22 protein-coding genes and 1 rRNA gene (1 of these 23 running past the window's edge) are annotated in these 24,815 nt (G+C 57.0%); 18 read left to right on the forward strand and 5 right to left on the reverse strand.

Annotation, left to right across the window (positions count from 1 at the left end):
• Positions 1-33 precede the first annotated feature (33 nt).
• Positions 34-933: a carboxylate/amino acid/amine transporter gene (locus A1WC_RS24535; protein WP_016160077.1), complete on the forward strand. Its 900-nt coding sequence runs from the start codon at positions 34-36 to the stop codon at positions 931-933.
• On the opposite strand, the gene metR is transcribed toward A1WC_RS24535, so the two are convergent.
• Positions 821-1,774, reverse strand: a complete 954-nt coding sequence (metR, locus tag A1WC_RS24530) for an HTH-type transcriptional regulator MetR (protein ID WP_016160078.1) — start codon at positions 1,772-1,774, stop codon at positions 821-823. The genes A1WC_RS24535 and metR overlap by 113 nt on opposite strands.
• A gap of 247 nt (positions 1,775-2,021) precedes the next feature.
• Here metR and metE point away from each other — a divergent pair, with 247 nt between their 5' ends.
• Complete coding sequence (gene metE / locus A1WC_RS24525; RefSeq protein WP_016160079.1) at positions 2,022-4,286, forward strand: 5-methyltetrahydropteroyltriglutamate--homocysteine S-methyltransferase; 2,265 nt, start codon at positions 2,022-2,024, stop codon at positions 4,284-4,286.
• Positions 4,287-4,345: 59 nt separating this feature from the next.
• Here metE and A1WC_RS24520 read toward each other — a convergent pair whose 3' ends face one another.
• Positions 4,346-5,158 (reverse strand): dienelactone hydrolase family protein, encoded by an 813-nt coding sequence (locus tag A1WC_RS24520; protein ID WP_008807937.1) that lies wholly within the window; start codon positions 5,156-5,158, stop codon positions 4,346-4,348.
• Positions 5,159-5,430: 272 nt separating this feature from the next.
• Between A1WC_RS24520 and udp the strand changes: the two genes are divergently transcribed.
• From udp to tatD, 9 genes are all read left to right on the forward strand, one after another.
• A complete protein-coding gene (udp, locus tag A1WC_RS24515; RefSeq protein ID WP_002883419.1) occupies positions 5,431-6,192 on the forward strand; it encodes a uridine phosphorylase in 762 nt (253 codons plus the stop codon).
• 135 nt (positions 6,193-6,327) lie between these two features.
• Entirely contained in the window at positions 6,328-7,776 is a 1,449-nt protein-coding gene (gene rmuC, locus A1WC_RS24510; RefSeq protein ID WP_008807936.1) for a DNA recombination protein RmuC, read from the forward strand.
• A gap of 70 nt (positions 7,777-7,846) precedes the next feature.
• Positions 7,847-8,602, forward strand: coding sequence for a bifunctional demethylmenaquinone methyltransferase/2-methoxy-6-polyprenyl-1,4-benzoquinol methylase UbiE (ubiE, locus tag A1WC_RS24505; protein ID WP_008807935.1), 756 nt, complete (start codon positions 7,847-7,849; stop codon positions 8,600-8,602).
• 13 nt (positions 8,603-8,615) lie between these two features.
• The gene (gene ubiJ / locus A1WC_RS24500) at positions 8,616-9,221 is read left to right on the forward strand and encodes a ubiquinone biosynthesis protein UbiJ (protein WP_008807934.1); all 606 of its coding nucleotides are present in this window, start codon (positions 8,616-8,618) and stop codon (positions 9,219-9,221) included.
• Entirely contained in the window at positions 9,218-10,858 is a 1,641-nt protein-coding gene (gene ubiB / locus A1WC_RS24495) for a ubiquinone biosynthesis regulatory protein kinase UbiB (RefSeq protein WP_008807933.1), read from the forward strand. Before ubiJ ends, ubiB begins: the two co-directional genes overlap by 4 nt.
• A gap of 129 nt (positions 10,859-10,987) precedes the next feature.
• A complete protein-coding gene (gene tatA / locus A1WC_RS24490) occupies positions 10,988-11,239 on the forward strand; it encodes a Sec-independent protein translocase subunit TatA (RefSeq protein ID WP_002883425.1) in 252 nt (83 codons plus the stop codon).
• 3 nt (positions 11,240-11,242) lie between these two features.
• The gene (tatB, locus tag A1WC_RS24485; RefSeq protein ID WP_016160080.1) at positions 11,243-11,779 is read left to right on the forward strand and encodes a Sec-independent protein translocase protein TatB; all 537 of its coding nucleotides are present in this window, start codon (positions 11,243-11,245) and stop codon (positions 11,777-11,779) included.
• Between the two features lie 2 nt (positions 11,780-11,781).
• Positions 11,782-12,561 carry a Sec-independent protein translocase subunit TatC gene (tatC, locus tag A1WC_RS24480; protein ID WP_004886745.1) on the forward strand — a complete coding sequence of 260 codons (780 nt, stop codon included), beginning with the start codon at positions 11,782-11,784 and terminating at the stop codon, positions 12,559-12,561.
• 32 nt (positions 12,562-12,593) lie between these two features.
• Positions 12,594-13,397, forward strand: coding sequence for a 3'-5' ssDNA/RNA exonuclease TatD (gene tatD / locus A1WC_RS24475; RefSeq protein WP_165454077.1), 804 nt, complete (start codon positions 12,594-12,596; stop codon positions 13,395-13,397).
• On the opposite strand, the gene rfaH is transcribed toward tatD, so the two are convergent.
• The gene (gene rfaH, locus A1WC_RS24470) at positions 13,394-13,882 is read right to left on the reverse strand and encodes a transcription/translation regulatory transformer protein RfaH (protein WP_008807930.1); all 489 of its coding nucleotides are present in this window, start codon (positions 13,880-13,882) and stop codon (positions 13,394-13,396) included. The genes tatD and rfaH overlap by 4 nt on opposite strands.
• A gap of 178 nt (positions 13,883-14,060) precedes the next feature.
• On the opposite strand from rfaH, the gene ubiD reads away from it, so the two are divergent.
• The gene (gene ubiD / locus A1WC_RS24465) at positions 14,061-15,530 is read left to right on the forward strand and encodes a 4-hydroxy-3-polyprenylbenzoate decarboxylase (protein ID WP_008807929.1); all 1,470 of its coding nucleotides are present in this window, start codon (positions 14,061-14,063) and stop codon (positions 15,528-15,530) included.
• Positions 15,531-15,585: 55 nt separating this feature from the next.
• The gene (fre, locus tag A1WC_RS24460) at positions 15,586-16,287 is read left to right on the forward strand and encodes an NAD(P)H-flavin reductase (protein WP_008807928.1); all 702 of its coding nucleotides are present in this window, start codon (positions 15,586-15,588) and stop codon (positions 16,285-16,287) included.
• Between the two features lie 106 nt (positions 16,288-16,393).
• Here fre and fadA read toward each other — a convergent pair whose 3' ends face one another.
• Both fadA and fadB read right to left on the reverse strand, forming a co-directional pair.
• Positions 16,394-17,557, reverse strand: a complete 1,164-nt coding sequence (gene fadA, locus A1WC_RS24455) for an acetyl-CoA C-acyltransferase FadA (RefSeq protein ID WP_008807927.1) — start codon at positions 17,555-17,557, stop codon at positions 16,394-16,396.
• Positions 17,558-17,566: 9 nt separating this feature from the next.
• Positions 17,567-19,756, reverse strand: a complete 2,190-nt coding sequence (gene fadB / locus A1WC_RS24450; RefSeq protein WP_016160082.1) for a fatty acid oxidation complex subunit alpha FadB — start codon at positions 19,754-19,756, stop codon at positions 17,567-17,569.
• 191 nt (positions 19,757-19,947) lie between these two features.
• Here fadB and pepQ point away from each other — a divergent pair, with 191 nt between their 5' ends.
• The 5 genes from pepQ to A1WC_RS24425 form a co-directional block, all read left to right on the forward strand.
• On the forward strand, positions 19,948-21,279 hold the full coding sequence (pepQ, locus tag A1WC_RS24445) for a Xaa-Pro dipeptidase (protein WP_016160083.1): 1,332 nt from the start codon (positions 19,948-19,950) through the stop codon (positions 21,277-21,279).
• Positions 21,279-21,893 (forward strand): IMPACT family protein, encoded by a 615-nt coding sequence (locus tag A1WC_RS24440; protein WP_016160084.1) that lies wholly within the window; start codon positions 21,279-21,281, stop codon positions 21,891-21,893. Before pepQ ends, A1WC_RS24440 begins: the two co-directional genes overlap by 1 nt.
• Positions 21,894-21,932: 39 nt before the next feature.
• Positions 21,933-23,384: a Trk system potassium transporter TrkH gene (gene trkH, locus A1WC_RS24435; RefSeq protein ID WP_008807923.1), complete on the forward strand. Its 1,452-nt coding sequence runs from the start codon at positions 21,933-21,935 to the stop codon at positions 23,382-23,384.
• A gap of 11 nt (positions 23,385-23,395) precedes the next feature.
• The gene (gene hemG, locus A1WC_RS24430) at positions 23,396-23,929 is read left to right on the forward strand and encodes a menaquinone-dependent protoporphyrinogen IX dehydrogenase (protein WP_012543216.1); all 534 of its coding nucleotides are present in this window, start codon (positions 23,396-23,398) and stop codon (positions 23,927-23,929) included.
• 388 nt (positions 23,930-24,317) lie between these two features.
• Positions 24,318-24,815 (forward strand): 16S ribosomal RNA (locus tag A1WC_RS24425); it runs 1,042 nt beyond the window's last position.

Raw genomic sequence — 24,815 nt, forward strand, 5'->3', positions numbered from 1 at the left:
AATGCCTGTTCTTTATCCAACGAGACGACCATTGTGGCGCTGTTAATTATCACCACTATCCTGTGGGCCTTTTCTTTTAGCCTGATTGGCGAATACCTGGCCGGTAGCGTCGACAGCTATTTTTCGGTGCTGATGCGTGTGGGCCTGGCGGCGCTGGTGTTCCTGCCTTTCCTGCGCACGCGCGGCCAGTCTCCGCGCACGATCGTGCTCTATATGCTGGTGGGCGCGATGCAGCTTGGCATCATGTATCTGCTGGCTTTCCGCGCCTATCTCTATCTGACGGTTTCGGAATTTCTGCTGTTTACCGTATTTACCCCGCTGTATATCACGCTGATCTACGACCTGCTCAGCGGACGTAAGCTGCGCTGGGGCTATCTGCTGAGTGCTGCGCTGGCGGTGCTGGGGGCGGCGATTATCCGCTATGACAAAGTCAGCGATCATTTCTGGACCGGGCTGTTACTGGTGCAGTTGTCAAACCTCTGCTTCGCTATCGGCATGGTGGGTTACAAGCGCCTGATGGAGGTACGTCCGATGCCGCAGCACAATGCCTTTGCCTGGTTTTATGTCGGGGCCTTTATCGTGGCGGTGGCAGCGTGGTTTATGCTGGGCAACCCCCAGAAGCTGCCGACCACCACGCTGCAGTGGAGCGTGCTGGTGTGGCTTGGCGTGGTGGCTTCCGGGCTGGGTTACTTTATGTGGAACTATGGCGCCACGCAGGTGGATGCCGGCACGCTGGGGATCATGAACAACGTCCATGTCCCCGCTGGTCTACTGGTTAACCTTGCCATCTGGCAGGAGCAGCCGCACTGGCCGAGCTTTATTAGCGGAGCGTTGGTGATCCTGGCCTCGCTGTGGGTCCATCGCCGCTGGGTCGCTCCGCACTCCGGACAAACGGCAGCTGATCGCAGGCGTGGTTCCGCGCAGAGCGAATAAACGCTTCGGTGACCGGTTGACGCTGTTCGCCATCGCGGACGGCCGCGTACAACCGGCTCCATAATCCCTCACCCAGGGTTTTGGTGACCACCAGGCCCTGGCGCTCAAAGCTTTCCACCACCCAGTGCGGCAGCGCGGCGATGCCCATCCTTGCGGCCACCATCTGGATCAGCAACAGCGTGTTATCGACGCTTTTCAGCTGGGGACTGATGCCGGCCGGCTGCAGGAAATGGCGCCAGATATCGAGGCGCCCGCGCTGCACGGGATAAATCAGCAGCGTTTCCGCGGCCAGGTCCTCTGGCGTAATCAGGGTCTTCATGGCTAACGGGTGCTCGGGCGCCAGCACCAGACGCACCTCATAATCAAACATCGGCGAGTAGTGCAGACCGCTGCGCGGCAGGATATCGGAGGTCATCACCAGATCCAGTTCGCCCTGCTGCAGCGCAGGCTGCGGGTCGAAGGTCACTCCGGAATGGAAGTCGACCTCCACGTGCGGCCAGCGGGCGCGGAAATTCTCCAGCGCCGGCGTCAGCCACTGAATACAGCTGTGACATTCGATAGCCAGGCGCAGCCGGGTCTGCTGCGGTTCGTTACAGTCCTGCAGGGCGCGAGCGATCTGCGGCAGCACCTGATTGGCCAGCTGTAAGAGGATTTCCCCCTGAGGAGTAAAACGCAGCGGCTGGCTCTTACGCACAAAGAGACGAAAGCCAAGGCGCTGTTCCAGATCGCTGAACTGGTGAGACAAGGCGGACTGGGTCTGGTGCAGGGCCGCTGCCGCACCCGCCAGTGAACCGCTGTTCCGCAACGCTTGCAGCGTTTTCAGATGTTTAATTTCGATCATGAAAGTCCTTCACTTCGCCATGAGCAATTTGCGCTTGAGGAATATACAGTAACTGTCAATTATGGATGTGTAAACATCTGGACGTCTAAAACTCGTCATATTTCGACTTGCAGATGCGTTGGCTGCCTCGCTTACCCCAGTCACTTACTTCAGTAAGCTCCTGGGGATGCGCATCGTTGCCGCCTTCCTGCAAGCCGAACTATTTAGAGTTTTTCTTCAGATTCAATGAAATAAGAGAGGAACAAAAATGACAATTATTAACCACACCCTCGGTTTTCCTCGCGTTGGCCTGCGCCGCGAGCTGAAAAAAGCGCAAGAGAGCTACTGGGCGGGCAACGCCACTCGCGAGGAACTGCTGACAGTAGGCCGTGAGCTGCGTGCCCGCCACTGGGAGCAGCAGAAACAGGCGGGCGTTGATCTGCTGCCGGTGGGGGATTTCGCCTGGTACGACCATGTTCTGACTACCAGCCTGCTGCTGGGCAACGTGCCGGCTCGTCATCAGAACAAAGACGGATCCATCGATATCGATACCCTGTTCCGCATTGGCCGCGGCCGTGCGCCGACTGGCGAACCGGCCGCCGCTGCGGAAATGACCAAATGGTTTAACACCAACTATCACTACATGGTGCCGGAGTTCGTGAAGGGCCAGCAGTTCAAACTGACCTGGACCCAACTGCTGGATGAAGTAGACGAAGCGCTGGCGCTGGGCCACAAGATCAAGCCCGTGCTGCTGGGGCCGGTAACGTACCTGTGGCTGGGTAAAGTGAAAGGTGAACCGTTTGACCGTCTGAGCCTGCTGAATGACATCCTGCCGGTTTACCAGCAGGTGCTGGCCGAACTGGCGAAGCGCGGCATCGAGTGGGTGCAGATTGATGAACCGGCGCTGGTGCTGGAGCTGCCGCCAGCGTGGCTGGAGGCCTTTAAACCGGCTTATGACGCCCTGCAGGGCCAGGTGAAACTGCTGCTGACCACCTATTTTGAAGGCATTAGTGACAATCTCGCGACCATTGCTGCGCTACCGGTCCAGGGGCTGCACGTCGATCTGGTGCACGGCAAAGATGATGTTGCCGAGCTGCACAACCGCCTGCCGGCCGACTGGCTGCTGTCTGCGGGTCTGATCAATGGGCGCAACGTCTGGCGCGCCGATCTCACCGAAAAGTATGCGCAAATTAAAGACCTCGTCGGTAAACGCGACCTCTGGGTCGCGTCATCCTGTTCTCTGCTGCATAGCCCGATCGATCTGAGCGTGGAGACGCGCCTTGATGCGGAAGTGAAGAGCTGGTTTGCCTTCGCGCTGCAGAAATGCGGCGAGCTGGCGCTGCTGCGCGATGCGCTGAACAGTGGCGATACGGCGGCGATTACCGAGTGGAGCGCGCCAATCCAGGCCCGTCGCCATTCGACCCGCGTGCACAACGCGGAAGTGGAAAAACGGCTGGCGGCGATCACCGCTCAGGACAGCCAGCGTGCCAGCCCCTATGAGGTTCGCGCGCAGGCACAGCGCCAGCGCTTTAACCTGCCGAAATGGCCGACCACCACCATCGGGTCATTCCCGCAAACGACGGAGATCCGCGGTCTGCGCCTGGACTTCAAAAAGGGCAACCTTGACGCCAGTCATTATCGGACGGGGATTGCGGAACATATTAAGCAGGCGATCGTCGAGCAGGAGCGGTTAGGTTTAGACGTACTGGTGCACGGAGAAGCCGAGCGGAACGACATGGTGGAATACTTCGGTGAACATCTGGACGGTTTTATCTTCACGCAAAACGGCTGGGTGCAGAGCTATGGTTCCCGTTGCGTGAAGCCGCCGGTGGTGATCGGCGACGTCAGCCGTCCGCAGGCGATCACCGTCGACTGGGCGAAGTACGCGCAGTCGCTGACCGACAAGCCAGTGAAAGGGATGCTCACTGGACCGGTGACCATTCTGTGCTGGTCCTTCCCGCGGGAAGATGTCAGCCGTGAAACCATCGCGAAACAGATTGCGCTGGCCCTGCGTGATGAAGTGGCGGATCTGGAAGCGGCGGGGATCGGCATCATCCAGATTGATGAGCCGGCGCTGCGCGAAGGGTTACCGCTGAAGCGCAGCGACTGGGATGCCTATCTGCAGTGGGGTGTGGAAGCCTTCCGCCTTAATGCTGCGGTCGCCAAAGACGACACTCAGATCCACACCCACATGTGCTATTGCGAGTTCAACGACATCATGGACTCCATTGCCGCGCTGGATGCCGACGTGATCACCATTGAAACCTCGCGGTCCGATATGGAGCTGCTGGAGTCGTTCGAAGCGTTCGAGTATCCCAATGAGATCGGGCCGGGGGTATATGATATTCACTCGCCGAACGTGCCGAGCGTGGAGTGGATTGAAGCGTTGCTGGCAAAAGCCGCGCAGCGTATCCCGGCGGAGCGGCTGTGGGTTAACCCGGACTGCGGCCTGAAAACTCGCGGCTGGCCGGAAACCCGCGCCGCGCTGGCGAATATGGTGCAAGCGGCGCAGAACCTGCGCCAGTCCGCCTGATCGTTACGCGAAAAATCAAAAAAGGAGGCATTTGCCTCCTTTTTTCATGCATTGGGTGATTATGCTTTTTTGCCGCCATACTGAGCAAACCACGCGAGCATTCGCTGCCAGCCGTCTTTGGCTGACTCTTCATGATAGCTGGCGCGATAGTCGGCGTTAAAGGCATGATCGGCTTCGGGATAGACCACGATTTCCGCTGTGGCGTTGGCCGCCCGCAGCGCCTGACGCATGGTCTCGATGGTGTCCTGTGGAATACTGGCGTCTTTAGCGCCGTACAGACCAAGCACCGGGGCGTTGAGATCGACCGCGATATCTACCGGATGCTTCGGTGAATTCAGCGATTTTTCTCCCACCAGCTTGCCGTACCAGGCCACGCCTGCCTTCAGCTGCGGGTTATGCGCGGCATACAGCCAGGTAATGCGTCCGCCCCAGCAGAAGCCGGTGATTAGCAGACGATGGGCATCGCCGCCGTGGCGCGCCGCCCAGCTGGCGACATGGTCGAGATCCGCCAGCACCTGCGCGTCCGGCACCTTGGTAACCAGCTCTTTGAACAGGGTCGGGATATCGTGGTACTCATTCGGATCGCCCTGACGGAAGTACAATTCAGGCGCAATAGCCAGATAGCCTTCCTGCGCCAGGCGGCGACAAAGATCGCGAATATGTTCATGCACGCCGAAAATTTCCTGTACCACGATAACGATCGGCAGCGGACCGTCGGCATTTTTCGGGCGGGCGTGGTAGGCCGGCATGTTTTCACCCTGAGAGGGAATAGACGTCTCTCCGGCGATAATATGCTCTTCCGGCGTATGAACGGCGGTGGCGGCGTGTGGTGAAGCTGCAGGTGCGAATCCAGGTTGCTTGGTGGTGGTCATGGTATTCTCCGTACCCTTATTTATTAGCGCATCAATAACTATAGACCCTTTACCTTTAGTTCGGGCGGTAATAAAGCACAGTGCCTGAAAGCGGCTATCTTTTGTTCTGTGACGATGAATATAACTTGTTAATGTGATGTGTATCACTATTTACTGAAAAACAAATGCAATCATTATTGGTCTTGGTGACTATCATCACAAAATGTTGCCAGGGGCTTCTGTACAGTACCGTTTTGCTTCTGCTGATAATTCGACCCACAGAGGAGTTTTTTATGTCCAAGTCTGATGTTTTTCATCTCGGCCTCACCAAGAACGATTTACAAGGGGCTACGCTGGCTATCGTCCCTGGCGATCCGGAGCGTGTGGAAAAGATCGCCGCGCTGATGGATAAGCCGGTCAAGCTGGCATCCCACCGCGAATTTACCTCCTGGCGCGCGGAGCTGGACGGCAAGCCGGTGATCGTCTGCTCTACCGGCATCGGCGGCCCGTCGACTTCTATCGCCGTGGAAGAGCTGGCGCAGCTGGGCGTGCGTACCTTCCTGCGTATCGGCACCACCGGCGCGATTCAACCGCACATTAACGTTGGCGATGTGCTGGTTACGACCGCTTCCGTTCGCCTGGACGGCGCCAGCCTGCACTTCGCGCCGATGGAGTTCCCGGCCGTCGCAGACTTCGCCTGCACCACCGCGCTGGTGGAAGCGGCGAAATCTATTGGTGCCACCACCCATATTGGCGTGACCGCCTCTTCGGATACCTTCTACCCAGGCCAGGAGCGTTACGACACCTTCTCCGGCCGCGTGGTGAGCCGCTTCAAGGGCTCAATGGAAGAGTGGCAGGCAATGGGCGTGATGAACTATGAAATGGAATCCGCCACGCTGCTGACCATGTGCGCCAGCCAGGGCCTGCGTGCCGGGATGGTCGCCGGGGTTATTGTGAACCGTACCCAGCAAGAGATCCCTAACGCCGAAACCATGAAGCAAACCGAAAGCCACGCGGTCAAAATCGTCGTGGAAGCGGCGCGTCGTCTGCTGTAATTCAACCCCTTCTCTGTCAGGCCGGATCCTCCGGCCTTTCTTTTTTGCGTTGCTCCTCGCAGGAAATCCCTTTTAAACTGGACGTTTGTACAGCACAATTCTATTTTGTGCCATCAGGTTATCGCAGGGGGCGTCGTGGATCTCTCAATCATTATCAGCGCGGTTATCGCACTGGCTGCCGGGTTAATGGTCGGCTGGCTGGCAACCAAAGCGCGCGCCGACCAAATCCGGGCCGATCTCATTGAGGAGCGGCGAGAGCTGGATATTGAGCTGAGCGCCGCCCGTCAGCAGCTGGTGCAGGAGGCCCACTGGCGTGAGGAGTGCGAGCTGCTGAACAATGAGCTGCGCAGTCTGCGGGATATCAATACCTCGCTGGAGGCCGATCTGCGTGAGGTCACCACCCGGCTCGAATCCACCCAGCTGCATGCGGAAGATAAGATCCGTCAGATGGTTAACAGCGAGCAGCGCCTGAGCGAGCAGTTTGAAAACCTCGCCAACCGCATTTTCGAACACAGCAACCGGCGCGTCGATGAGCAAAACCGCCTGAGTCTGCATGGTCTGCTGACCCCGCTGCGCGAACAGCTCGACGGGTTCCGCCGCCAGGTGCAGGAGAGCTTTGGCCAGGAGGCGCGGGAAAGGCACACCCTGGCGCATGAGATCCGCAATCTTCAGCAGCTGAACGCGCAGATGGCGCAGGAGGCACTGAACCTGACGAAAGCGCTGAAAGGTGATAACAAAACCCAGGGCAACTGGGGGGAAGTGGTCTTAACCCGCGTGCTGGAGGCCTCCGGCCTGCGCGAAGGCTATGAGTACCAGACCCAGGTCAGTATCGAGACCGATAACCGCTCGCGGATGCAGCCGGACGTCATTGTCCGCCTGCCGCAGGGCAAGGACGTGGTGATAGACGCCAAAATGACCCTGGTCGCCTATGAGCGCTATTTCAACGCCGAAGACGACTACACCCGCGAAGTCGCGCTGCAGGAACATCTTGCCTCGGTGCGAAACCATATTCGCCTGCTGGGACGCAAGGATTATCAACAACTGCCGGGGCTGCGCTCTCTCGACTACGTGCTGATGTTTATTCCCGTCGAGCCGGCGTTCCTGGTGGCCATCGACCGTCAGCCCGAGCTCATCAGCGAGGCGTTGCAAAATAATATCATGCTGGTCAGCCCGACGACGCTGCTGGTAGCCCTGCGTACTATCGCCAATCTGTGGCGCTATGAGCATCAGAGCCGCAACGCGCAGAAGATCGCCGAGCGGGCGGGGCGCCTTTACGACAAAATGCGCCTGTTTGTGGATGATATGTCCGCCATCGGCCAGAGTCTGGATAAGGCGCAAGAGAACTATCGCCAGGCGATGAAAAAGCTCGCTTCCGGGCGCGGGAATCTGCTGGCCCAGGCGGAAGCCTTTCGCGGCCTGGGGGTGGAGGTGAAGCGCGGGATAAATCCTGATTTAGTCGAACAAGCCACTGCCCAGGACGATGAATATCGTCTCGAAGACGAGGATAACCTCCCGGAAAATGACGCATTTTCAGCCGACTCTGCCGAGGCGTTACATAATCGGGAGGCGGCTCCGCCACGTTGAAACGTATGGGAAATGCGCTGAATCTGATACACTCAGTGAACATTTTCTTGAAAAGCAAGCAGGCATAGAGATGGTTGAGGATTCACAAGAAACGACGCACTTTGGCTTTCAGACGGTCGCTAAAGAGCAGAAACAGGACATGGTGGCGCATGTATTCCATTCTGTCGCGGCAAAGTATGATGTGATGAACGACTTGATGTCGTTTGGTATCCATCGTTTGTGGAAGCGTTTCACCATCGACTGCAGCGGCGTACGTCGCGGGCAGACCGTGCTGGATCTGGCAGGGGGGACCGGCGATTTGACAGCCAAGTTCTCCCGTCTGGTAGGAGAAACCGGCCGCGTCATGCTTGCTGATATCAATGATTCCATGCTCAAAATGGGCCGCGAAAAGCTGCGTAATATCGGCATCGTGGGCAACGTTGAGTATGTTCAGGCCAACGCGGAAGCCCTGCCGTTTGCTGATAATACCTTTGACTGCATCACCATCTCTTTCGGTCTGCGTAACGTTACCGATAAAGAAAAAGCGCTGCGTTCGATGTACCGCGTGCTGAAGCCGGGCGGACGTCTGCTGGTGCTGGAGTTTTCTAAACCGATTATCGAACCGCTCAGCAAAGCCTACGACGCTTACTCCTTCCATATCCTGCCGAAGGTGGGGGAACTGGTGGCAAAAGACGGCGACAGCTATCGCTACCTGGCAGAATCTATCCGTATGCACCCGGATCAGGAAACCCTGAAAGGGATGATGCAGGATGCAGGTTTTGAAAGTGTCGACTACCACAACCTGACGGCGGGTATCGTTGCCTTGCATCGCGGTTACAAGTTCTGACAGGAGGGACGCTATGCCTTTCACACCCCTGGTGACCGCTAGCATTGAGACGGCGCTGAATACTTTTCTCTGGCGTGACAAGGCGCTAAAACCCGCTCGTCAGCGCCTGCTGGGTAAGGTATTGCGAGTTCAACTGCAGGACTTCTCCACCCCGATCGTACTGGCGTTCAGCGAACGCCAGGTTGATGTCCTGAGCGCCTGGGAGGGAGAGGCCGACTGCACTGTGATTACCCGGCTCAGCGTGCTGCCCAAACTGCGTAATCGTCAGCAGCTCACGGCGCTTATCCGTAGCGGAGATCTGGAAGTGCAGGGCGATCTGCAGGTGGTGCAGAATATGGTCTCCCTGTGCGATCTGGCGGAGTTCGATCCCGCTGAACTGCTGGCGCCTTATACTGGCGATATCGTGGCTGAAGGCGTTGGCAAAGTCCTCCGCGGCGGCGCTCAGTTTTTACTGAAAGGCGCGCAGCGCCAGCAGCGCTATGTCGCAGAAGCGATCACTGAAGAGTGGCGACTGGCACCGGGGCCGCTGGAGCTGGCATGGTTTGCGGAAGAAACGACGGCTATTGAACGCGCGCTGGCCGCACTGGAAAAACGGCTGGAAACGCTGGAGGGCAAATGACGCCAGGAGAATTACGGCGCCTGTATTTCATCATCCACACCTTTTTGAGCTACGGGCTCGATGAGCTCATCCCCAAAATTCGTCTCACGCTGCCGCTGCGTATCTGGCGGCGGATGCTGTTCTGGATGCCAAATCGTCATCAAGACCAACCCCTTGGCACTCGTCTGCGCCTGGCGCTTCAGGAGCTGGGGCCGGTGTGGATTAAATTTGGCCAGATGCTTTCCACCCGCCGGGATCTCTTCCCGCCGCATATTGCCGATCAGCTGGCGCTGTTGCAGGACCGCGTAGCGCCCTTTGAAGGAAAGCTCGCGCAGCAGCAGATAGAGAAAGCGATGGGGGGCCTGCCGGTGGAAGCCTGGTTTGATGATTTCTCCGTAGAGCCGTTAGCCTCGGCGTCCATCGCCCAGGTGCATACCGCACGTCTGAAAGAGAATGGCAAAGAGGTGGTGATCAAGGTTATCCGCCCGGATATTTTGCCGATCATTAAAGCGGACATGAAGCTCATCTACCGCCTGGCGCGCTGGGTACCGCGTCTGCTGCCTGACGGCCGCCGTCTGCGCCCGCAGGAGGTGGTTCGCGAATATGAAAAAACGCTGCTGGACGAGCTGAACCTGTTGCGGGAATCCGCCAACGCCATTCAGCTGCGGCGTAATTTCGAAGATAGTCCGATGCTGTACGTGCCGGAGGTGTACCCCGACTACTGCAGCGAAAGCATGATGGTGATGGAGCGCATCTACGGTATCCCGGTGTCCGACGTGGAGGCGCTGGAGGCCCAGGGGACCAACATGCAGCTGCTGGCGGAGCGGGGCGTACAGGTCTTCTTTACCCAGGTGTTCCGCGACAGCTTCTTTCATGCCGATATGCACCCTGGCAACATATTCGTCAGCTACGAGCACCCGGAAGATCCGCAGTATATCGGCATCGACTGCGGTATTGTCGGCTCGCTGAACAAAGAAGATAAGCGCTATCTGGCGGAAAACTTTATCGCCTTCTTTAACCGCGATTATCGTAAGGTGGCTGAGCTGCACGTCGATTCCGGTTGGGTACCGCCCGATACGAATGTCGAAGAGTTTGAGTTCGCGATCCGCACGGTCTGCGAGCCGATCTTTGAGAAGCCGCTGGCGGAGATCTCCTTCGGCCACGTGCTGCTTAATCTGTTCAATACCGCGCGGCGTTTCAATATGGAAGTCCAGCCGCAGCTCGTTTTACTACAGAAGACATTACTTTACGTAGAAGGGGTAGGCCGGCAGCTCTATCCTCAGTTAGACTTGTGGAAAACGGCGAAGCCTTTCCTCGAGTCGTGGATCAAAGATCAGGTCGGCATTCCGGCGCTGGTGCGCGCGTTTAAAGACAAAGCGCCGTTCTGGATCGAAAGAATGCCTGAAATACCTGAGCTGGTGTATCAGAGCCTGCAGCAGAGCAAACAGCTGCAGACCAGCGTCGATACCATCGTGCGGGATATGCATGTGCGTCATGTGCGCCAGGGCCAATCCCGTTATCTGTTTGGTATAGGCGCGGTTTTATTGCTCAGTGGTACGCTGCTCTTTATCCATCGCCCTGAGTGGGGAATGATGCCCGGCTGGTTGATGGCCGGCGGTGTGGTGACCTGGCTGATTGGCTGGCGGAAAACCCACTGATCGGTTCGCCTCTTCATGACGCAGGCTTATTTGCGCAAAATCATGCCGGCGGCCTGACGAAGAGGCGGCTCGCAGGATGGCGTGTATAATGCGTCCACATAATTCATCATCTGTCATAGGGGAACGTGTATGGGTGGTATCAGTATTTGGCAGTTATTAATTGTTGTCGTCATCGTAGTTCTGCTTTTTGGGACGAAGAAGCTGAGCTCACTGGGGTCAGACTTAGGGGCATCTATCAAAGGCTTTAAAAAAGCCATGAGTGATGATGATAAACCCGAAAAGTCGGCGCCAGACGCAGATTTCACGGCGAAAACCATCGCCGATAAACAGGATGATGCAAAAAAAGACGAGACAAAACGCCACGACAAAGAGCAGGTGTAACTCGTGTTCGATATTGGTTTTAGTGAACTACTGCTGGTGTTTGTGATTGGCCTCATTGTTCTGGGGCCACAGCGGCTTCCCGTCGCGGTTAAAACGGTGGTTGGCTGGATCCGTACGCTACGCTCGCTGGCGACCACGGTACAAAATGAGCTGGCCCAGGAGCTAAAACTGCAGGAGTTCCAGGAGAGCCTCAAGAAGGTGGAAAAGGCTAGCCTGAATAACCTGACGCCGGAGCTGAAAGCCTCCATGGATGAACTGCGCGAGGCCGCGGAGTCGATGAAGCGCTCCTATAGCGCCCACGATCCTGAAAAGGCCAGCGACGAAGCCAATACCATCCTTAATCCGGTGGTGAAAGGCAGTGAAGCGCAGCGCCAGGACGTCACGCCGGCGACGGCAGAACATCAGGCCAGCGCTCCGGCTCATGCGCCGGGTCCCGTCGCCGATGAGCAACCCGCTTCACCGGCTGAACTTCCGGCAGAGAAAACATCCGCTACGGCGGCAGCCCCTCATTCTTCCCCCGCATCGAGTGATAAACCGTAAACATGGGCGTAGACGATACACAACCGCTAATTTCGCATCTGATTGAGCTGCGCAAGCGTCTGCTCAACAGCATCATTGCTATCCTGGTGATCTTCCTGGCGCTGGTCTATTTCGCCAATGATATCTACCAGCTGGTCTCGGCCCCGCTTATCAGCAAGATGCCGGTGGGCGCGACGATGATCGCCACTGATGTCGCTTCACCTTTCTTTACGCCGATAAAGCTGACCTTCATGGTGTCGGTGATCCTGTCAGTGCCGATTATTCTTTACCAGGTATGGGCCTTCGTCGCGCCGGCGCTGTATAAGCACGAGCGCCGGCTGGTGGTGCCTTTACTGGTATCCAGTACGCTGCTGTTCTATATCGGCATGGCTTTCGCTTATTTTGTCGTGTTTCCGCTGGCGTTCGGCTTCCTGACCCATGCTGCCCCGGAGGGGGTGCTGGTCTCGACTGATATCCGCAGCTATCTCGACTTCGTGATGGCGCTGTTTATGGCTTTCGGGGTCTCTTTTGAGGTACCGGTCGCCATTGTGCTGCTCTGCTGGATGGGCGTTACCACGCCGGAAGAGCTGCGCAAAAAACGGCCGTATGTGCTGGTGGGCGCCTTCGTGGTGGGTATGCTGCTGACGCCGCCGGACGTATTCTCGCAGACGCTGCTGGCCATTCCGATGTACTGTCTGTTTGAAGTCGGGGTGTTCTTCGCCCGCTTCTACACCGGGAAGCGCCTGACGCGTGATGACGACGCTGCGGCCGAAGCTGAAGCCGCGGAGCACAGAGAAGAGTAATACCGCCAACCGCCCGTCAGGGCGGTTGTCATATGGGAGCGATCATGTTTGATATCGGCGTTAATCTCACCAGTTCGCAGTTTTCCCGCGACCATGATGAGGTGGTGGCGCGCGCCCGGGCGGCGGGGGTTCACGGCATGCTGCTGACCGGCACAAGTTTGCCGGAGAGCCAGCAGGCCCAGAGAATGGCGAGCCATTATTCTGGTTGCTGGTCCACGGCAGGGGTTCATCCCCATGACGGCAGCAGCTGGTCGCCAGCGGTCGCCGAGGCGATTTATACCCTCGCCCGTGAGCCACAGGTGGTGGCGATAGGTGAGTGCGGTCTGGATTTCAACCGTAATTTCTCCACGCCGCAGGAGCAGGAGGCAGCGTTCAGCGCCCAGCTGGCGCTGGCCGCTGAGCTGTCGATGCCGGTGTTTTTACACTGCCGCGACGCCCACGACCGGTTTCTGGCGTTGCTTAAACCCTGGCTTGAGAAGATCCCGGGCGCGGTGCTGCACTGCTTTACCGGCAGCCGCAGCGAGGTGCAGGAGTGCCTGGATCTGGGCCTGTTTATCGGTATTACCGGTTGGGTATGCGATGAGCGGCGGGGACTGGAGCTGCGCGAGCTGCTGCCGGCGATCCCGGCGGAACGTCTGCTGCTGGAGACCGATGCGCCTTATCTGCTGCCTCGCGACCTCAAGCCGAGACCGGCCTCGCGGCGTAACGAGCCCGCGTATTTGCCGCATATCCTGGCCAGCGTCGCGAGCTGGCGGGGCGAAGAGACGCAATGGCTGGAGGCGCAAACGGACGCAAACGTCAGGACGCTGTTTGGCATCGACGTTAACGGCGTTTAGATTTTCTGGAAGTCGGTATTTTTAACGCTCTGCAGGACTTGCTTATTCAGCAGGTTTAACAGCAACATAGAACGAGCTTCGCCGTCCGGCTCGGTGAAGATAGCCTGTAAGCCTTCGAACGCGCCGTCGGTGATTAGCACGCTATCGCCCTCATGCGGCGTTTCCGGGTCGGTAATGCCTTCTGGTTTGTAGATAGAGAGCTGATGAATCACCGCCGAGGGAACGACAGCGGGCAGGGCGCCAAAGCGCACGAAGTTGTTAACCCCGCGGGTGGCGCTGATGGTAGTGGTATGAATCACCTCTGGATCGAACTCAATAAACAGGTAGTTCGGGAACAGCGGTTCGCTGACCATGGTGCGTTTACCGCGAATGATTTTTTCCAGCGCAATCGTCGGCATCAGGCAGTTAACTGACTGACGTTCCAGATGTTCCTGGGCTCGTTGTAGCTGCCCACGTTTGCAATACAGTAAGTACCAGGCTTGCATAATGACTCATTCCACTTCTAATAACGGCAAGCATAACAAATGGCTGGTGTAATCGCGAAAGCCATTATAATTGAAATCCAAATTTCAGCGTTCTTTCACGCTAATTTAACAAAATTACAGCATCGCGCCGTCGAACACCGTATAATTAGCCGCCTGTAGAGAGGTCAATAACACTTTCATGAAATACCACGATCTTCGCGACTTTCTGACACTCCTGGAACAACAGGGCGAACTAAAACGTATCACTCTGCCGGTCGATCCTCACCTGGAAATCACCGAAATTGCCGACCGGACCCTGCGTGCCGGTGGCCCGGCGCTGCTGTTTGAAAACCCGAAAGGCTACTCGATGCCGGTGCTGTGCAATCTGTTTGGCACGCCGCGTCGTGTGGCGCTAGGGATGGGCCAGGAAGACGTCAGTTCGCTACGGGAAGTCGGGAAGCTATTGGCCTTTCTGAAAGAGCCGGAGCCGCCAAAAGGCTTCCGCGATCTGTTTGATAAGCTGCCGCAGTTCAAGCAAGTGCTGAATATGCCGACCAAACGCCTGCGCGGTGCGCCCTGCCAACAAAAAATCATCCAGGGCGATGACGTCGACCTGAATAAAATCCCGATTATGACCTGCTGGCCGGAAGATGCCGCGCCGCTGATCACCTGGGGGCTGACGGTGACCCGCGGGCCGCACAAAGAGCGGCAGAACCTGGGAATTTATCGCCAGCAGCTGATCGGTAAAAATAAACTCATCATGCGTTGGTTATCCCACCGCGGCGGCGCGCTCGATTTCCAGGAGTGGTGCGCGGCGCATCCCGGCGAGCGCTTCCCGGTTTCCGTGGCGCTTGGCGCCGATCCGGCGACCATACTTGGCGCGGTGACGCCGGTGCCCGATACCCTGTCGGAATATGCTTTCGCAGGCTTGCTGCGCGGCACCAAGACCGAAGTGGTGAAGTGCGTTTCCAATGACCTTGAAGTGCCGGCCAGCGCGGAAATTGTGCTCGAAGGTTACATTGAGGCCGGGGAGATGGCGCCGGAAGGCCCGTATGGCGATCATACTGGTTACTACAATGAAGTGGACAGCTTCCCGGTATTTACGGTGACCCATATTACCCAGCGCGAAGACGCGATTTATCATTCGACCTATACCGGCCGACCGCCCGATGAGCCCGCGGTGCTGGGCGTGGCGCTGAACGAAGTCTTTGTGCCGATTCTGCAAAAGCAGTTCCCGGAAATCGTCGACTTTTATCTGCCGCCGGAAGGGTGTTCCTATCGCCTGGCGGTGGTGACCATGAAAAAACAGTACGCGGGCCATGCCAAGCGCGTGATGATGGGCGTCTGGTCATTCCTGCGCCAGTTCATGTATACCAAATTCGTGATCGTATGCGATGACGACGTCAACGCACGCGACTGGAATGACGTGATTTGGGCGATTACTACCCGTATGGACCCGGCTCGTGATACGGTACTGGTAGAAAATACGCCAATAGATTATCTGGATTTTGCCTCGCCGGTTTCCGGCCTGGGTTCAAAAATGGGGCTGGATGCCACAAATAAATGGCCTGGCGAAACCCAGCGTGAATGGGGTCGTCCAATCAAAAAAGATCCTCAGGTGACGGCGCGCATCGACGCCATCTGGGATGAACTGGCCATCTTTAAATAACAGTAAGCGGGGCTAACGCCGCTGTTTTGCTCTATAGACCCGACAGAGGGGACGCATGACAACCTTAAGCTGTAAAGTGACCTCGGTGGAGGCGATTACCGATACCGTGTATCGCGTTCGATTAGTACCGGAAGCGGCATTCTCTTTCCGCGCCGGCCAGTATCTGATGGTAGTGATGGATGAGCGCGACAAGCGTCCGTTCTCTATGGCTTCCACGCCGTCAGAGCACGAGTTTATCGAGCTGCATATCGGTGCTTCTGAACTCAATCTGTATGCGATGGCGGTGATGGATCGCATTCTGAAAGAGCGTGAAATTGAGGTTGATATTCCGCATGGCGAAGCGTGGCTGCGCGATGACGAAGATCGCCCGCTGATTCTGATCGCCGGCGGCACCGGTTTCTCTTATGTGCGTTCTATTCTGTTAACCGCGCTGGCGCGTAACCCGGATCGCGATATCGCCATTTATTGGGGCGGCCGCGAGGCTAAGCATCTGTACGATCTGGCCGAGCTGGAAGCGTTAAGCATCAAGCATCCGAATCTGCGCATCGAGCCGGTGGTAGAGCAACCGGAAGAAGGGTGGCGTGGTCGCTCCGGTACGGTACTCACCGCCGTGCTGCAGGATTACGGTACGCTGGCCGAGCATGATATTTACATTGCCGGTCGTTTTGAGATGGCCAAGATTGCCCGCGACCTGTTCTGCAACGAACGCGGCGCGCGCGAAGATCGCCTGTTTGGCGATGCGTTTGCCTTTATCTGAAAAGAAAAAACCCGCCCCTGACAGGCGGGAAGAACGGCAACTAAACCTGCTCTCTTCGCCATTGCAGCCTGTTTCTGGTCGCAATGGCGTTGAGATAACCCTTCGATTAAATCCGCTCAAACACAGTGGCAATACCCTGACCTAAACCGATACACATGGTCGCCAGACCGAACTGCGCGTCTTTGCGTTCCATCTGATTGATCAACGTGGTGCTAATGCGCGCCCCGGAGCAGCCCAGCGGATGTCCGAGCGCGATCGCGCCGCCGTTGAGGTTGATCTTCTCGTCAATCTGCTCCATCAAGCCCAGATCTTTAATACACGGAAGGATCTGCGCGGCAAACGCTTCATTCATTTCAAAGACGTCAATATCGCTGGTGGATAAGCCCGCTTTTTTCAGCGCCAGCTTTGAGGCCGGAACCGGGCCATAACCCATAATTGACGGGTCGCAGCCGACCACCGCCATCGAACGGACGCGGGCGCGTGGCTTCAGCCCCAGCTCGCGGGCGCGGCTTTCGCTCATCAGCAGCATCGCCGCCGCGCCGTCGGAAAGGGCGGAAGAGGTACCCGCCGTTACCGTACCGGTCACCGGATCAAATGCCGGTCTCAGCGCCGCCAGCGCTTCGACGGTGGTTTCCGGGCGGATCACTTCGTCATAGTTAAAAGACTTCAGTACGCCATCGGCATCGTGGCCACCGGTCGGGATAATCTCGGCTTTGAAGGCGCCTGATTGCGTCGCCGCCCAGGCGCGAGCGTGAGAGCGTGCGGCGAACTGATCCTGCATTTCGCGGCTGATGCCGTGTAGACGCGCCAGCATTTCCGCGGTCAGCCCCATCATGCCGGCGGCTTTCGCCACATTACGGCTGAGGCCCGGATGGAAATCAACACCGTGGCTCATTGGCACATGACCCATGTGCTCGACGCCGCCAATCAGGCAGACGCTGGCATCGCCGGTCATGATCATACGGGCCGCATCGTGCAGCGCCTGCATGGAGGAACCGCAAAGGCGGTTAACCGTCGTCGCCGGTACCGAGTGCGGGATTTCTGCCAGCAGCGCGGCGTTACGCGCAATGTTGAAACCCTGCTCCAGCGTTTGTTGCACGCAGCCCCAGTAAATATCGTCAATCGCGCTCGCCTCAAGCGATGGGTTACGCGAAAGCAGGCTACGCATCAGGTGCGCCGAGAGATCTTCCGCACGCACGTTGCGAAAGGCGCCGCCCTTTGAACGGCCCATCGGGGTGCGAATTGCATCGACAATGACAACCTGTTCCATTGTGACTCCTTAAGCCGTTTTCAGAGCGCCAACCGGACGGGCTGGCTCTACCTGGGGATAATACGCTTCGTTATGGCGCGCTTTGTCACGCAGACCGGCTGGCACGTCATACAGCGGGCCAAGGTGCTGGTATTGCTGTGCCATATCGAGATACTTCGCGCTGCCAATGGTGTCCAGCCAGCGGAATGCGCCGCCGTGGAACGGAGGGAAGCCCAGGCCGTATACCAGCGCCATATCCGCTTCCGCCGGGCTGGCGATAATGCCTTCTTCCAGGCAGCGGACGACTTCGTTAACCATCGGGATCATCATGCGAGCGATAATCTCTTCATCGCTGAAATCGCGCTTCGGCTGGCTGACGTCGGCCAGCAGGCTGTCGACTGCGGCATCTTCTTCTTTCTTCGGCTTGCCTTTACTGTCTTCTTTATAACGCCAGAAGCCGAGGCCATTCTTCTGGCCGAAACGGCTGGCGTCAAACAGGGCGTCGATTGCGTCGCGATAATCTTTCTGCATCCGCTGCGGGAAGCCCGCCGCCATGACGGCCTGGGCATGGTGGGCGGTATCGATGCCGACCACGTCCAGCAGATAAGCCGGGCCCATCGGCCAGCCAAACTGTTTTTCCATCACTTTGTCGACTTTGCGGAAATCCGCCCCGTCACGCAGCAGCTGGCTAAAGCCGGCGAAGTAGGGGAACAGCACGCGGTTGACGAAGAAGCCGGGACAATCATTCACCACGATTGGCGTCTTGCCCATTTTGCTGGCCCAGGCCACAACTGTGGCGATGGTCTTATCCGAGGTTTTTTCGCCGCGGATCACTTCAACCAGCGGCATGCGATGCACCGGGTTAAAGAAGTGCATACCGCAGAAGTTTTCCGGGCGCTGCAGCACGCTTGCCAGTTCGCTGATGGGGATTGTAGAGGTGTTAGACGCCAGCACGGTATCTGGGCGTACTTTTGCCTCGGTTTCGGCCAGCACCGCTTTCTTCACTTTCGGGTTTTCCACCACCGCTTCAACAACCACGTCGACGCGATCAAAACCGCTGTATTCCAGGGTTGGCTGAATGGTGCTAATCACCCCGGCCAGTTTCAGACCGTCGATTTTTCCGCGTTCCAGTTGCTTGTTCAGCAGCTTCGCCGCTTCGGTCATGCCAAGGGTCAGCGATTTGTCGCTAATGTCTTTCATCACCACTGGCACGCCTTTCCAGGCCGACTGATATGCGATACCGCCGCCCATAATGCCAGCGCCCAGGACAGCAGCATGCTTCGGCGTCTCGACATCTTTGGTCAACTTTTTCGCTTTCGCTTTGACGTACTGGTCGTTCAGGAAGATACCAACCAGCGCGCGGGCCTCATTGGTATGGGCCAGCGGGACAAAGCTTTTATTTTCCAGCACCAGGGCTTCTTCACGACCAAGACGCGCGGCGGCTTCAATGGTTTTCACCGCGGTGATCGGCGCCGGGTAATGTTTCCCGGCAGTTTGCGCGACCATGCCTTTGGCAATCGTGAAGCTCATGGTGGCTTCAATTTTGCTGAGCTTCAGCGGTTCCAGTTTCGGCTGACGTTTAGCTTTCCAGTCCAGGTCGCCATTAATGGCCTGACGCAGGATCGCCAGCGCGCCATCGCGCAGTTTTTCCGCTGCGACCACGCCATCCACCAGGCCGATTTTCAGCGCTTGATCGGCGCCGACGTCTTTTCCGGCGGCAATAATTTCCAGCGCGCTATCGGCGCCGAGCAGGCGCGGCAGACGCACGGAACCGCCGAAGCCTGGCATAATGCCAAGCTTGGTTTCCGGCAGACCGATACGTAGATCCGGCGTCGCCAGGCGGTAATCGGTCGCCAGGACGCATTCACAACCGCCGCCCAGCGCGTAACCATTGACGGCAGAGATAGTCGGGACGGGAAGATCTTCCAGACGATTGAAAACGCTGTTAGCAAAATGCAACCACTGGCTTAACTGCTCCTCAGGGACCAGGAACAGCGAGAGAAATTCGGTGATATCCGCGCCGACGATAAAAGCCGCTTTTTCAGAGCGCAGCAGCAGGCCTTTGAGATCGTTTTGTTTTTCCAGTACGTCCAGCGCGTGACCGAGGCTGGCTACGGTTGCGGTATCAAGCTTGTTGACCGAACCTGGGGCATCGAACACCAGTTCGGCGATGCCATCTTCCAGCCAGTCGAGGTACAGGGTGTCGCCTTTGTAGAGCATGTCAGTCTCCTGAATCCAGCAATATGATCTGGTCATACCAGATGAAACGGAGTGTGGAATTTATGTTAAAGAATTGCAAATTACTCTTTAAATAATTGCTGGTCGGATCACATCCGGCGGAAATCACCCGCACGCAGGGTGATGTGCTAAGATGCGGAGTATCACGATCCCATAAAAGCAAAGGATGAAAGATGGAATCCCTGTCCGCGCTCTATAAAAATCATATTGTTACCCTACAAGAACGTACCCGTGACGTGCTGACCCGTTTTCAAATGGATGCGTTGCTGATTCACTCCGGTGAATTGGTTAACGTCTTCCTTGACGACCATCCGTATCCGTTCAAGGTCAACCCGCAGTTCAAAGCCTGGGTGCCAGTGACCCAGGTGCCTAACTGCTGGCTGCTGGTGGATGGCGTCAACAAACCGAAGCTGTGGTTCTATCTGCCGGTCGATTACTGGCACAACGTCGAGCCGCTGCCAACCTCATTCTGGACCGAAGAGGTTGACGTTATTGCTCTGCCGAAGGCCGATGGTATCGGCAGCCAGCTGCCTGCCGCTCGCGGTAATATCGGCTATATTGGGCCGGTACCGGAGCGCGCGCTGGGGCTGGGTATCGCTGCGGATAAGATCAACCCGAAAGGGGTTATCGATTACCTGCACTACTATCGGGCTTACAAAACGGATTACGAACTGGCCTGCATGCGTGAAGCGCAGAAATCGGCGGTCAATGGCCATCGCGCGGCCTATGAAGCGTTCCAGTCCGGAATGAGCGAATTCGATATCAACCAGGCCTATCTCACCGCCACCGGCCATCGTGATACCGACGTGCCTTACAGCAACATCGTGGCGCTGAATGAGCATGCTTCTGTCCTGCACTACACCAAACTGGATCATCGCGCCCCGGCGGAGATGCGCAGCTTCCTGCTCGACGCCGGTGCAGAATATAACGGCTATGCCGCAGATCTGACGCGAACCTGGGCGGCACACGGCGACAACGACTTTGCCCATCTGATTAAAGACGTTAATGACGAGCAGCTGGCGCTGATTAGCACCATGAAGGCCGGGACCCGTTATGTTGATTACCATATCCAGTTCCATCAGCGCATCGCAAAGCTGCTGCGTAAACATCAGTTAGTCTCCGATATGAGCGAAGAGGCGATGGTGGAGAATGACCTGACCGGGCCGTTTATGCCGCACGGGATTGGCCATCCGCTGGGTCTGCAGGTACATGATGTTGCTGGCTTTATGCAGGATGACACCGGTACGCATCTGGCGGCGCCGTCGAAATACCCGTATCTGCGCTGCACCCGTATTATCGAGCCGCGCATGGTGCTGACCATTGAACCCGGCATCTACTTCATCGAGTCGTTACTGGCGCCGTGGCGTGAAGGCCCGTTCAGCAAGCACTTCAACTGGCAGAAAATTGACGCCATGAAACCGTTTGGCGGGATCCGTATCGAAGATAACGTGGTGGTTCACGAAAACAGCATTGAAAATATGACGCGCGATCTGAAGCTGGCGTAATGGAAAGCTGGTTAATCCCGGCGGCGCCGGTTACCGTCGTTGAGGAGATTAAAAAAAGCCGTTTTATCACGTTGTTGGCGCATACCGACGGCGTGGCGGCGGCTAAAGCCTTTGTCGAGTCCGTCAGAGCGGATCACCCTGATGCCCGTCACCACTGCGTGGCGTGGGTCGCCGGGCCGCCTGATGATTCGCAACAGCTGGGATTTTCTGACGATGGCGAACCGGCGGGGACGGCGGGCAAACCGATGCTGGCGCAGTTGATGGGGTGCGGTGTGGGTGAGATAACCGCTGTCGTCGTGCGTTACTACGGTGGTATCCTGCTGGGCACCGGCGGCCTGGTCAAAGCCTATGGCGGCGGTGTTCATCAGGCGCTGGCGCAGTTGACAACGCAGCGCAAGACGCCGTTAACGGCATATACTTTGCAATGTGAGTATGGGCAACTGGCCGGTGTCGAAGCGCTGCTCGCCCAATTTTCCGGGCGCGTAGTCGAAAGCGAATATCTGGCGTCGGTTCGGCTTCGCGTGGCGCTTCCCCGGGCCGAAGTGGCGGCTTTTTCAGCAAAACTGGCTGATTTTAGTCGCGGTTCATTGCAATTACTGAAGATTGACGAATAATCCCCTCTGTTTTTTTGCCTATCAAAGGAAGCGCCAGAGATGCATTTTCGCGCCATAACCCGAATCGTTGGACTGTTGGTCATCTTATTTTCGGGGACGATGATCGTTCCGGGATTAGTGGCCCTGATATATCGCGATGGCGCGGGGCGGGCCTTCACTCAAACCTTTTTTGTTGCGCTGGCGATTGGCTCCATGCTGTGGTGGCCGAATCGTAAACAAAAAGGCGAACTGAAATCCCGCGAAGGGTTTCTGATTGTGGTGCTGTTCTGGACCGTGCTGGGGAGCGTGGGGGCCTTGCCCTTTATTTTCGCCGAGCAGCCGAACCTGACGGTGACCGATGCCTTCTTCGAGTCATTTTCCGGCCTGACGACGACCGGAGCGACCACCCTGGTGGGTTTGGACTCATTACCTCATGCAATCCTCTTTTACCGGCAGATGCTGCAATGGTTCGGCGGCATGGGGATCATTGTGCTGGCGGTGGCGATTCTGCCTATCCTCGGCGTAGGGGGGATGCAGCTCTACCGCGCGGAAATGCCCGGTCCGTTGAAAGACAACAAGATGCGCCCGCGTATCGCCGAGACGGCGAAGACGCTGTGGCTTATCTATGTGTTATTGACGATAGCCTGCGCATTGGCGCTCTGGTTTGCCGGTATGCCGGCGTTCGATGCGATTGGGCACAGCTTTGCCACTATCGCCATCGGCGGTTTCTCGACTCACGATGCCAGCGTCGGCTATTTCAATAGCCCGATGATTAACTCTATCATCGCGATCTTTTTGCTGATCTCTGGCTGTAACTACGGTCTGCATTTTTCGTTATTGAGCGGACGCAGCCTGAAGGTGTACTGGCGCGACCCAGAATTTCGCATGTTCATTGGCGTCCAGTTGACGCTGGTCATCATCTGTACGCTGGTGCTATGGCTCCATAACGTGTATGGGTCGGTGCTGACGACGCTGAATCAGGCATTTTTCCAGGTGGTGTCGATGGCGACCACCGCGGGATTCACTACCGATAGCATTGCGCGCTGGCCGCTATTCCTGCCGGTGTTGCTGCTCTGCTCCGCATTTATCGGCGGCTGTGCCGGTTCCACGGGCGGTGGCTTAAAGGTGATCCGTATCCTGTTGCTGTTTAAGCAGGGCAACCGTGAGCTTAAGCGTCTGGTACACCCGAATGCGGTTTATAGCATCAAGTTAGGTAACCGCGCCTTGCCGGAACGTATTCTTGAAGCCGTGTGGGGGTTCTTCTCCGCCTATGCGCTGGTCTTTATCATTAGTATGTTGGCTATTATCGCCACCGGGGTGGATGATTTCTCTGCCTTCGCCTCCGTGGTGGCGACGTTGAACAACCTCGGGCCTGGGCTTGGCGTTGTCGCGGACAACTTTGCCACTATGAACCCGGTCGCGAAATGGATCCTGATTGCTAATATGCTGTTTGGTCGTCTGGAAGTGTTCACCTTACTGGTGCTCTTTACTCCCACTTTCTGGCGCGAATAACAGGAGTGCTCGTGAAAACTTTAATACTCTTCTCCACCCGCGACGGGCAGACCCGTGAAATCGCTTCGTTTCTGGCCTCCGAGCTGAAAGAGCTGGGCATCGACGCGGACACCTTGAACCTGAACCGTACCGATGTCGTCGAATGGCATCACTACGATCGGGTGGTCATCGGCGCGTCGATTCGCTACGGGCACTTTCATCCGGCGGTGGACCGCTTTGTGAAAAAGCATCTGGCATCATTGCAGGCGCTGCCGGGAGCATTCTTCTCTGTTAACCTGGTGGCGCGTAAACCCGAGAAGCGCACGCCGCAGACCAACAGCTATACGCGTAAGTTTCTGCTGAACTCGCCGTGGCAGCCGCAGAGCTGCGCGGTATTTGCCGGCGCGCTGCGCTACCCGCGCTACAGCTGGTACGATCGGTTTATGATCCGCCTGATTATGAAAATGACCGGGGGGGAAACGGATACCCGCAAAGAAGTGGTCTATACCGACTGGCAACAGGTATCCCGGTTTGCTCGGGAAATCGCACAAATGGCGCGCAAATAGCGCGTAAAACTCGCGTTGTGATGGAAAATCGAGCGAACGAAAAGTTTTTTTGAATTTCCCCTTGTCACCTCAGAATTACTCCCTATAATGCGCCTCCACTGACACGGAACAACGGCAAGCAAGCCGCCGGGTCAGCGGGGTTCCGGTGAGAACCTCGCAGAGAAAAGCAAAAATAAATGCTTGACTCTGCAGCGGGAAAGCGTAATATGCACACCCCGCGCCGCAGCGAAAAACGAAGCGGCACTGCTCTTTAACAATTTATCAGACAATCTGTGTGGGCACTCAAAGTGACATGGATTCTTAATGTCTTCGGACGATAAATGAATACCAAGTCTCTGAGTGAACATACGTAATTCATTACGAAGTTTAATTCACGAGCATCAAACTTAAATTGAAGAGTTTGATCATGGCTCAGATTGAACGCTGGCGGCAGGCCTAACACATGCAAGTCGAGCGGTAGCACAGAGAGCTTGCTCTCGGGTGACGAGCGGCGGACGGGTGAGTAATGTCTGGGAAACTGCCTGATGGAGGGGGATAACTACTGGAAACGGTAGCTAATACCGCATAACGTCGCAAGACCAAAGTGGGGGACCTTCGGGCCTCATGCCATCAGATGTGCCCAGATGGGATTAGCTGGTAGGTGGGGTAACGGCTCACCTAGGCGACGATCCCTAGCTGGTCTGAGAGGATGACCAGCCACACTGGAACTGAGACACGGTCCAGACTCCTACGGGAGGCAGCAGTGGGGAATATTGCACAATGGGCGCAAGCCTGATGCAGCCATGCCGCGTGTGTGAAGAAGGCCTTCGGGTTGTAAAGCACTTTCAGCGGGGAGGAAGGCGGTGAGGTTAATAACCTTGTCGATTGACGTTACCCGCAGAAGAAG

It is taken from the genome of Klebsiella sp. KTE92, from assembly GCF_000398905.1.
Taxonomy (GTDB): Bacteria; Pseudomonadota; Gammaproteobacteria; order Enterobacterales; family Enterobacteriaceae; genus Klebsiella; species Klebsiella variicola.

Excerpts from the sequence above, each read along its gene's own strand:
- metR (WP_016160078.1), bottom strand. The coding sequence starts at position 1,774 with ATGATCGAAATTAAACATCTGAAAACGCTGCAAGCGTTGCGGAACAGC.
- metE (WP_016160079.1), top strand. The coding sequence starts at position 2,022 with ATGACAATTATTAACCACACCCTCGGTTTTCCTCGCGTTGGCCTGCGC.
- A1WC_RS24520 (WP_008807937.1), bottom strand. The coding sequence starts at position 5,158 with ATGACCACCACCAAGCAACCTGGATTCGCACCTGCAGCTTCACCACAC.
- udp (WP_002883419.1), top strand. The coding sequence starts at position 5,431 with ATGTCCAAGTCTGATGTTTTTCATCTCGGCCTCACCAAGAACGATTTA.
- ubiE (WP_008807935.1), top strand. The coding sequence starts at position 7,847 with ATGGTTGAGGATTCACAAGAAACGACGCACTTTGGCTTTCAGACGGTC.
- ubiJ (WP_008807934.1), top strand. The coding sequence starts at position 8,616 with ATGCCTTTCACACCCCTGGTGACCGCTAGCATTGAGACGGCGCTGAAT.
- ubiB (WP_008807933.1), top strand. The coding sequence starts at position 9,218 with ATGACGCCAGGAGAATTACGGCGCCTGTATTTCATCATCCACACCTTT.
- tatA (WP_002883425.1), top strand. The coding sequence starts at position 10,988 with ATGGGTGGTATCAGTATTTGGCAGTTATTAATTGTTGTCGTCATCGTA.
- tatC (WP_004886745.1), top strand. The coding sequence starts at position 11,782 with ATGGGCGTAGACGATACACAACCGCTAATTTCGCATCTGATTGAGCTG.
- tatD (WP_165454077.1), top strand. The coding sequence starts at position 12,594 with ATGGGAGCGATCATGTTTGATATCGGCGTTAATCTCACCAGTTCGCAG.
- rfaH (WP_008807930.1), bottom strand. The coding sequence starts at position 13,882 with ATGCAAGCCTGGTACTTACTGTATTGCAAACGTGGGCAGCTACAACGA.
- ubiD (WP_008807929.1), top strand. The coding sequence starts at position 14,061 with ATGAAATACCACGATCTTCGCGACTTTCTGACACTCCTGGAACAACAG.
- fre (WP_008807928.1), top strand. The coding sequence starts at position 15,586 with ATGACAACCTTAAGCTGTAAAGTGACCTCGGTGGAGGCGATTACCGAT.
- fadA (WP_008807927.1), bottom strand. The coding sequence starts at position 17,557 with ATGGAACAGGTTGTCATTGTCGATGCAATTCGCACCCCGATGGGCCGT.
- fadB (WP_016160082.1), bottom strand. The coding sequence starts at position 19,756 with ATGCTCTACAAAGGCGACACCCTGTACCTCGACTGGCTGGAAGATGGC.
- pepQ (WP_016160083.1), top strand. The coding sequence starts at position 19,948 with ATGGAATCCCTGTCCGCGCTCTATAAAAATCATATTGTTACCCTACAA.
- A1WC_RS24440 (WP_016160084.1), top strand. The coding sequence starts at position 21,279 with ATGGAAAGCTGGTTAATCCCGGCGGCGCCGGTTACCGTCGTTGAGGAG.
- trkH (WP_008807923.1), top strand. The coding sequence starts at position 21,933 with ATGCATTTTCGCGCCATAACCCGAATCGTTGGACTGTTGGTCATCTTA.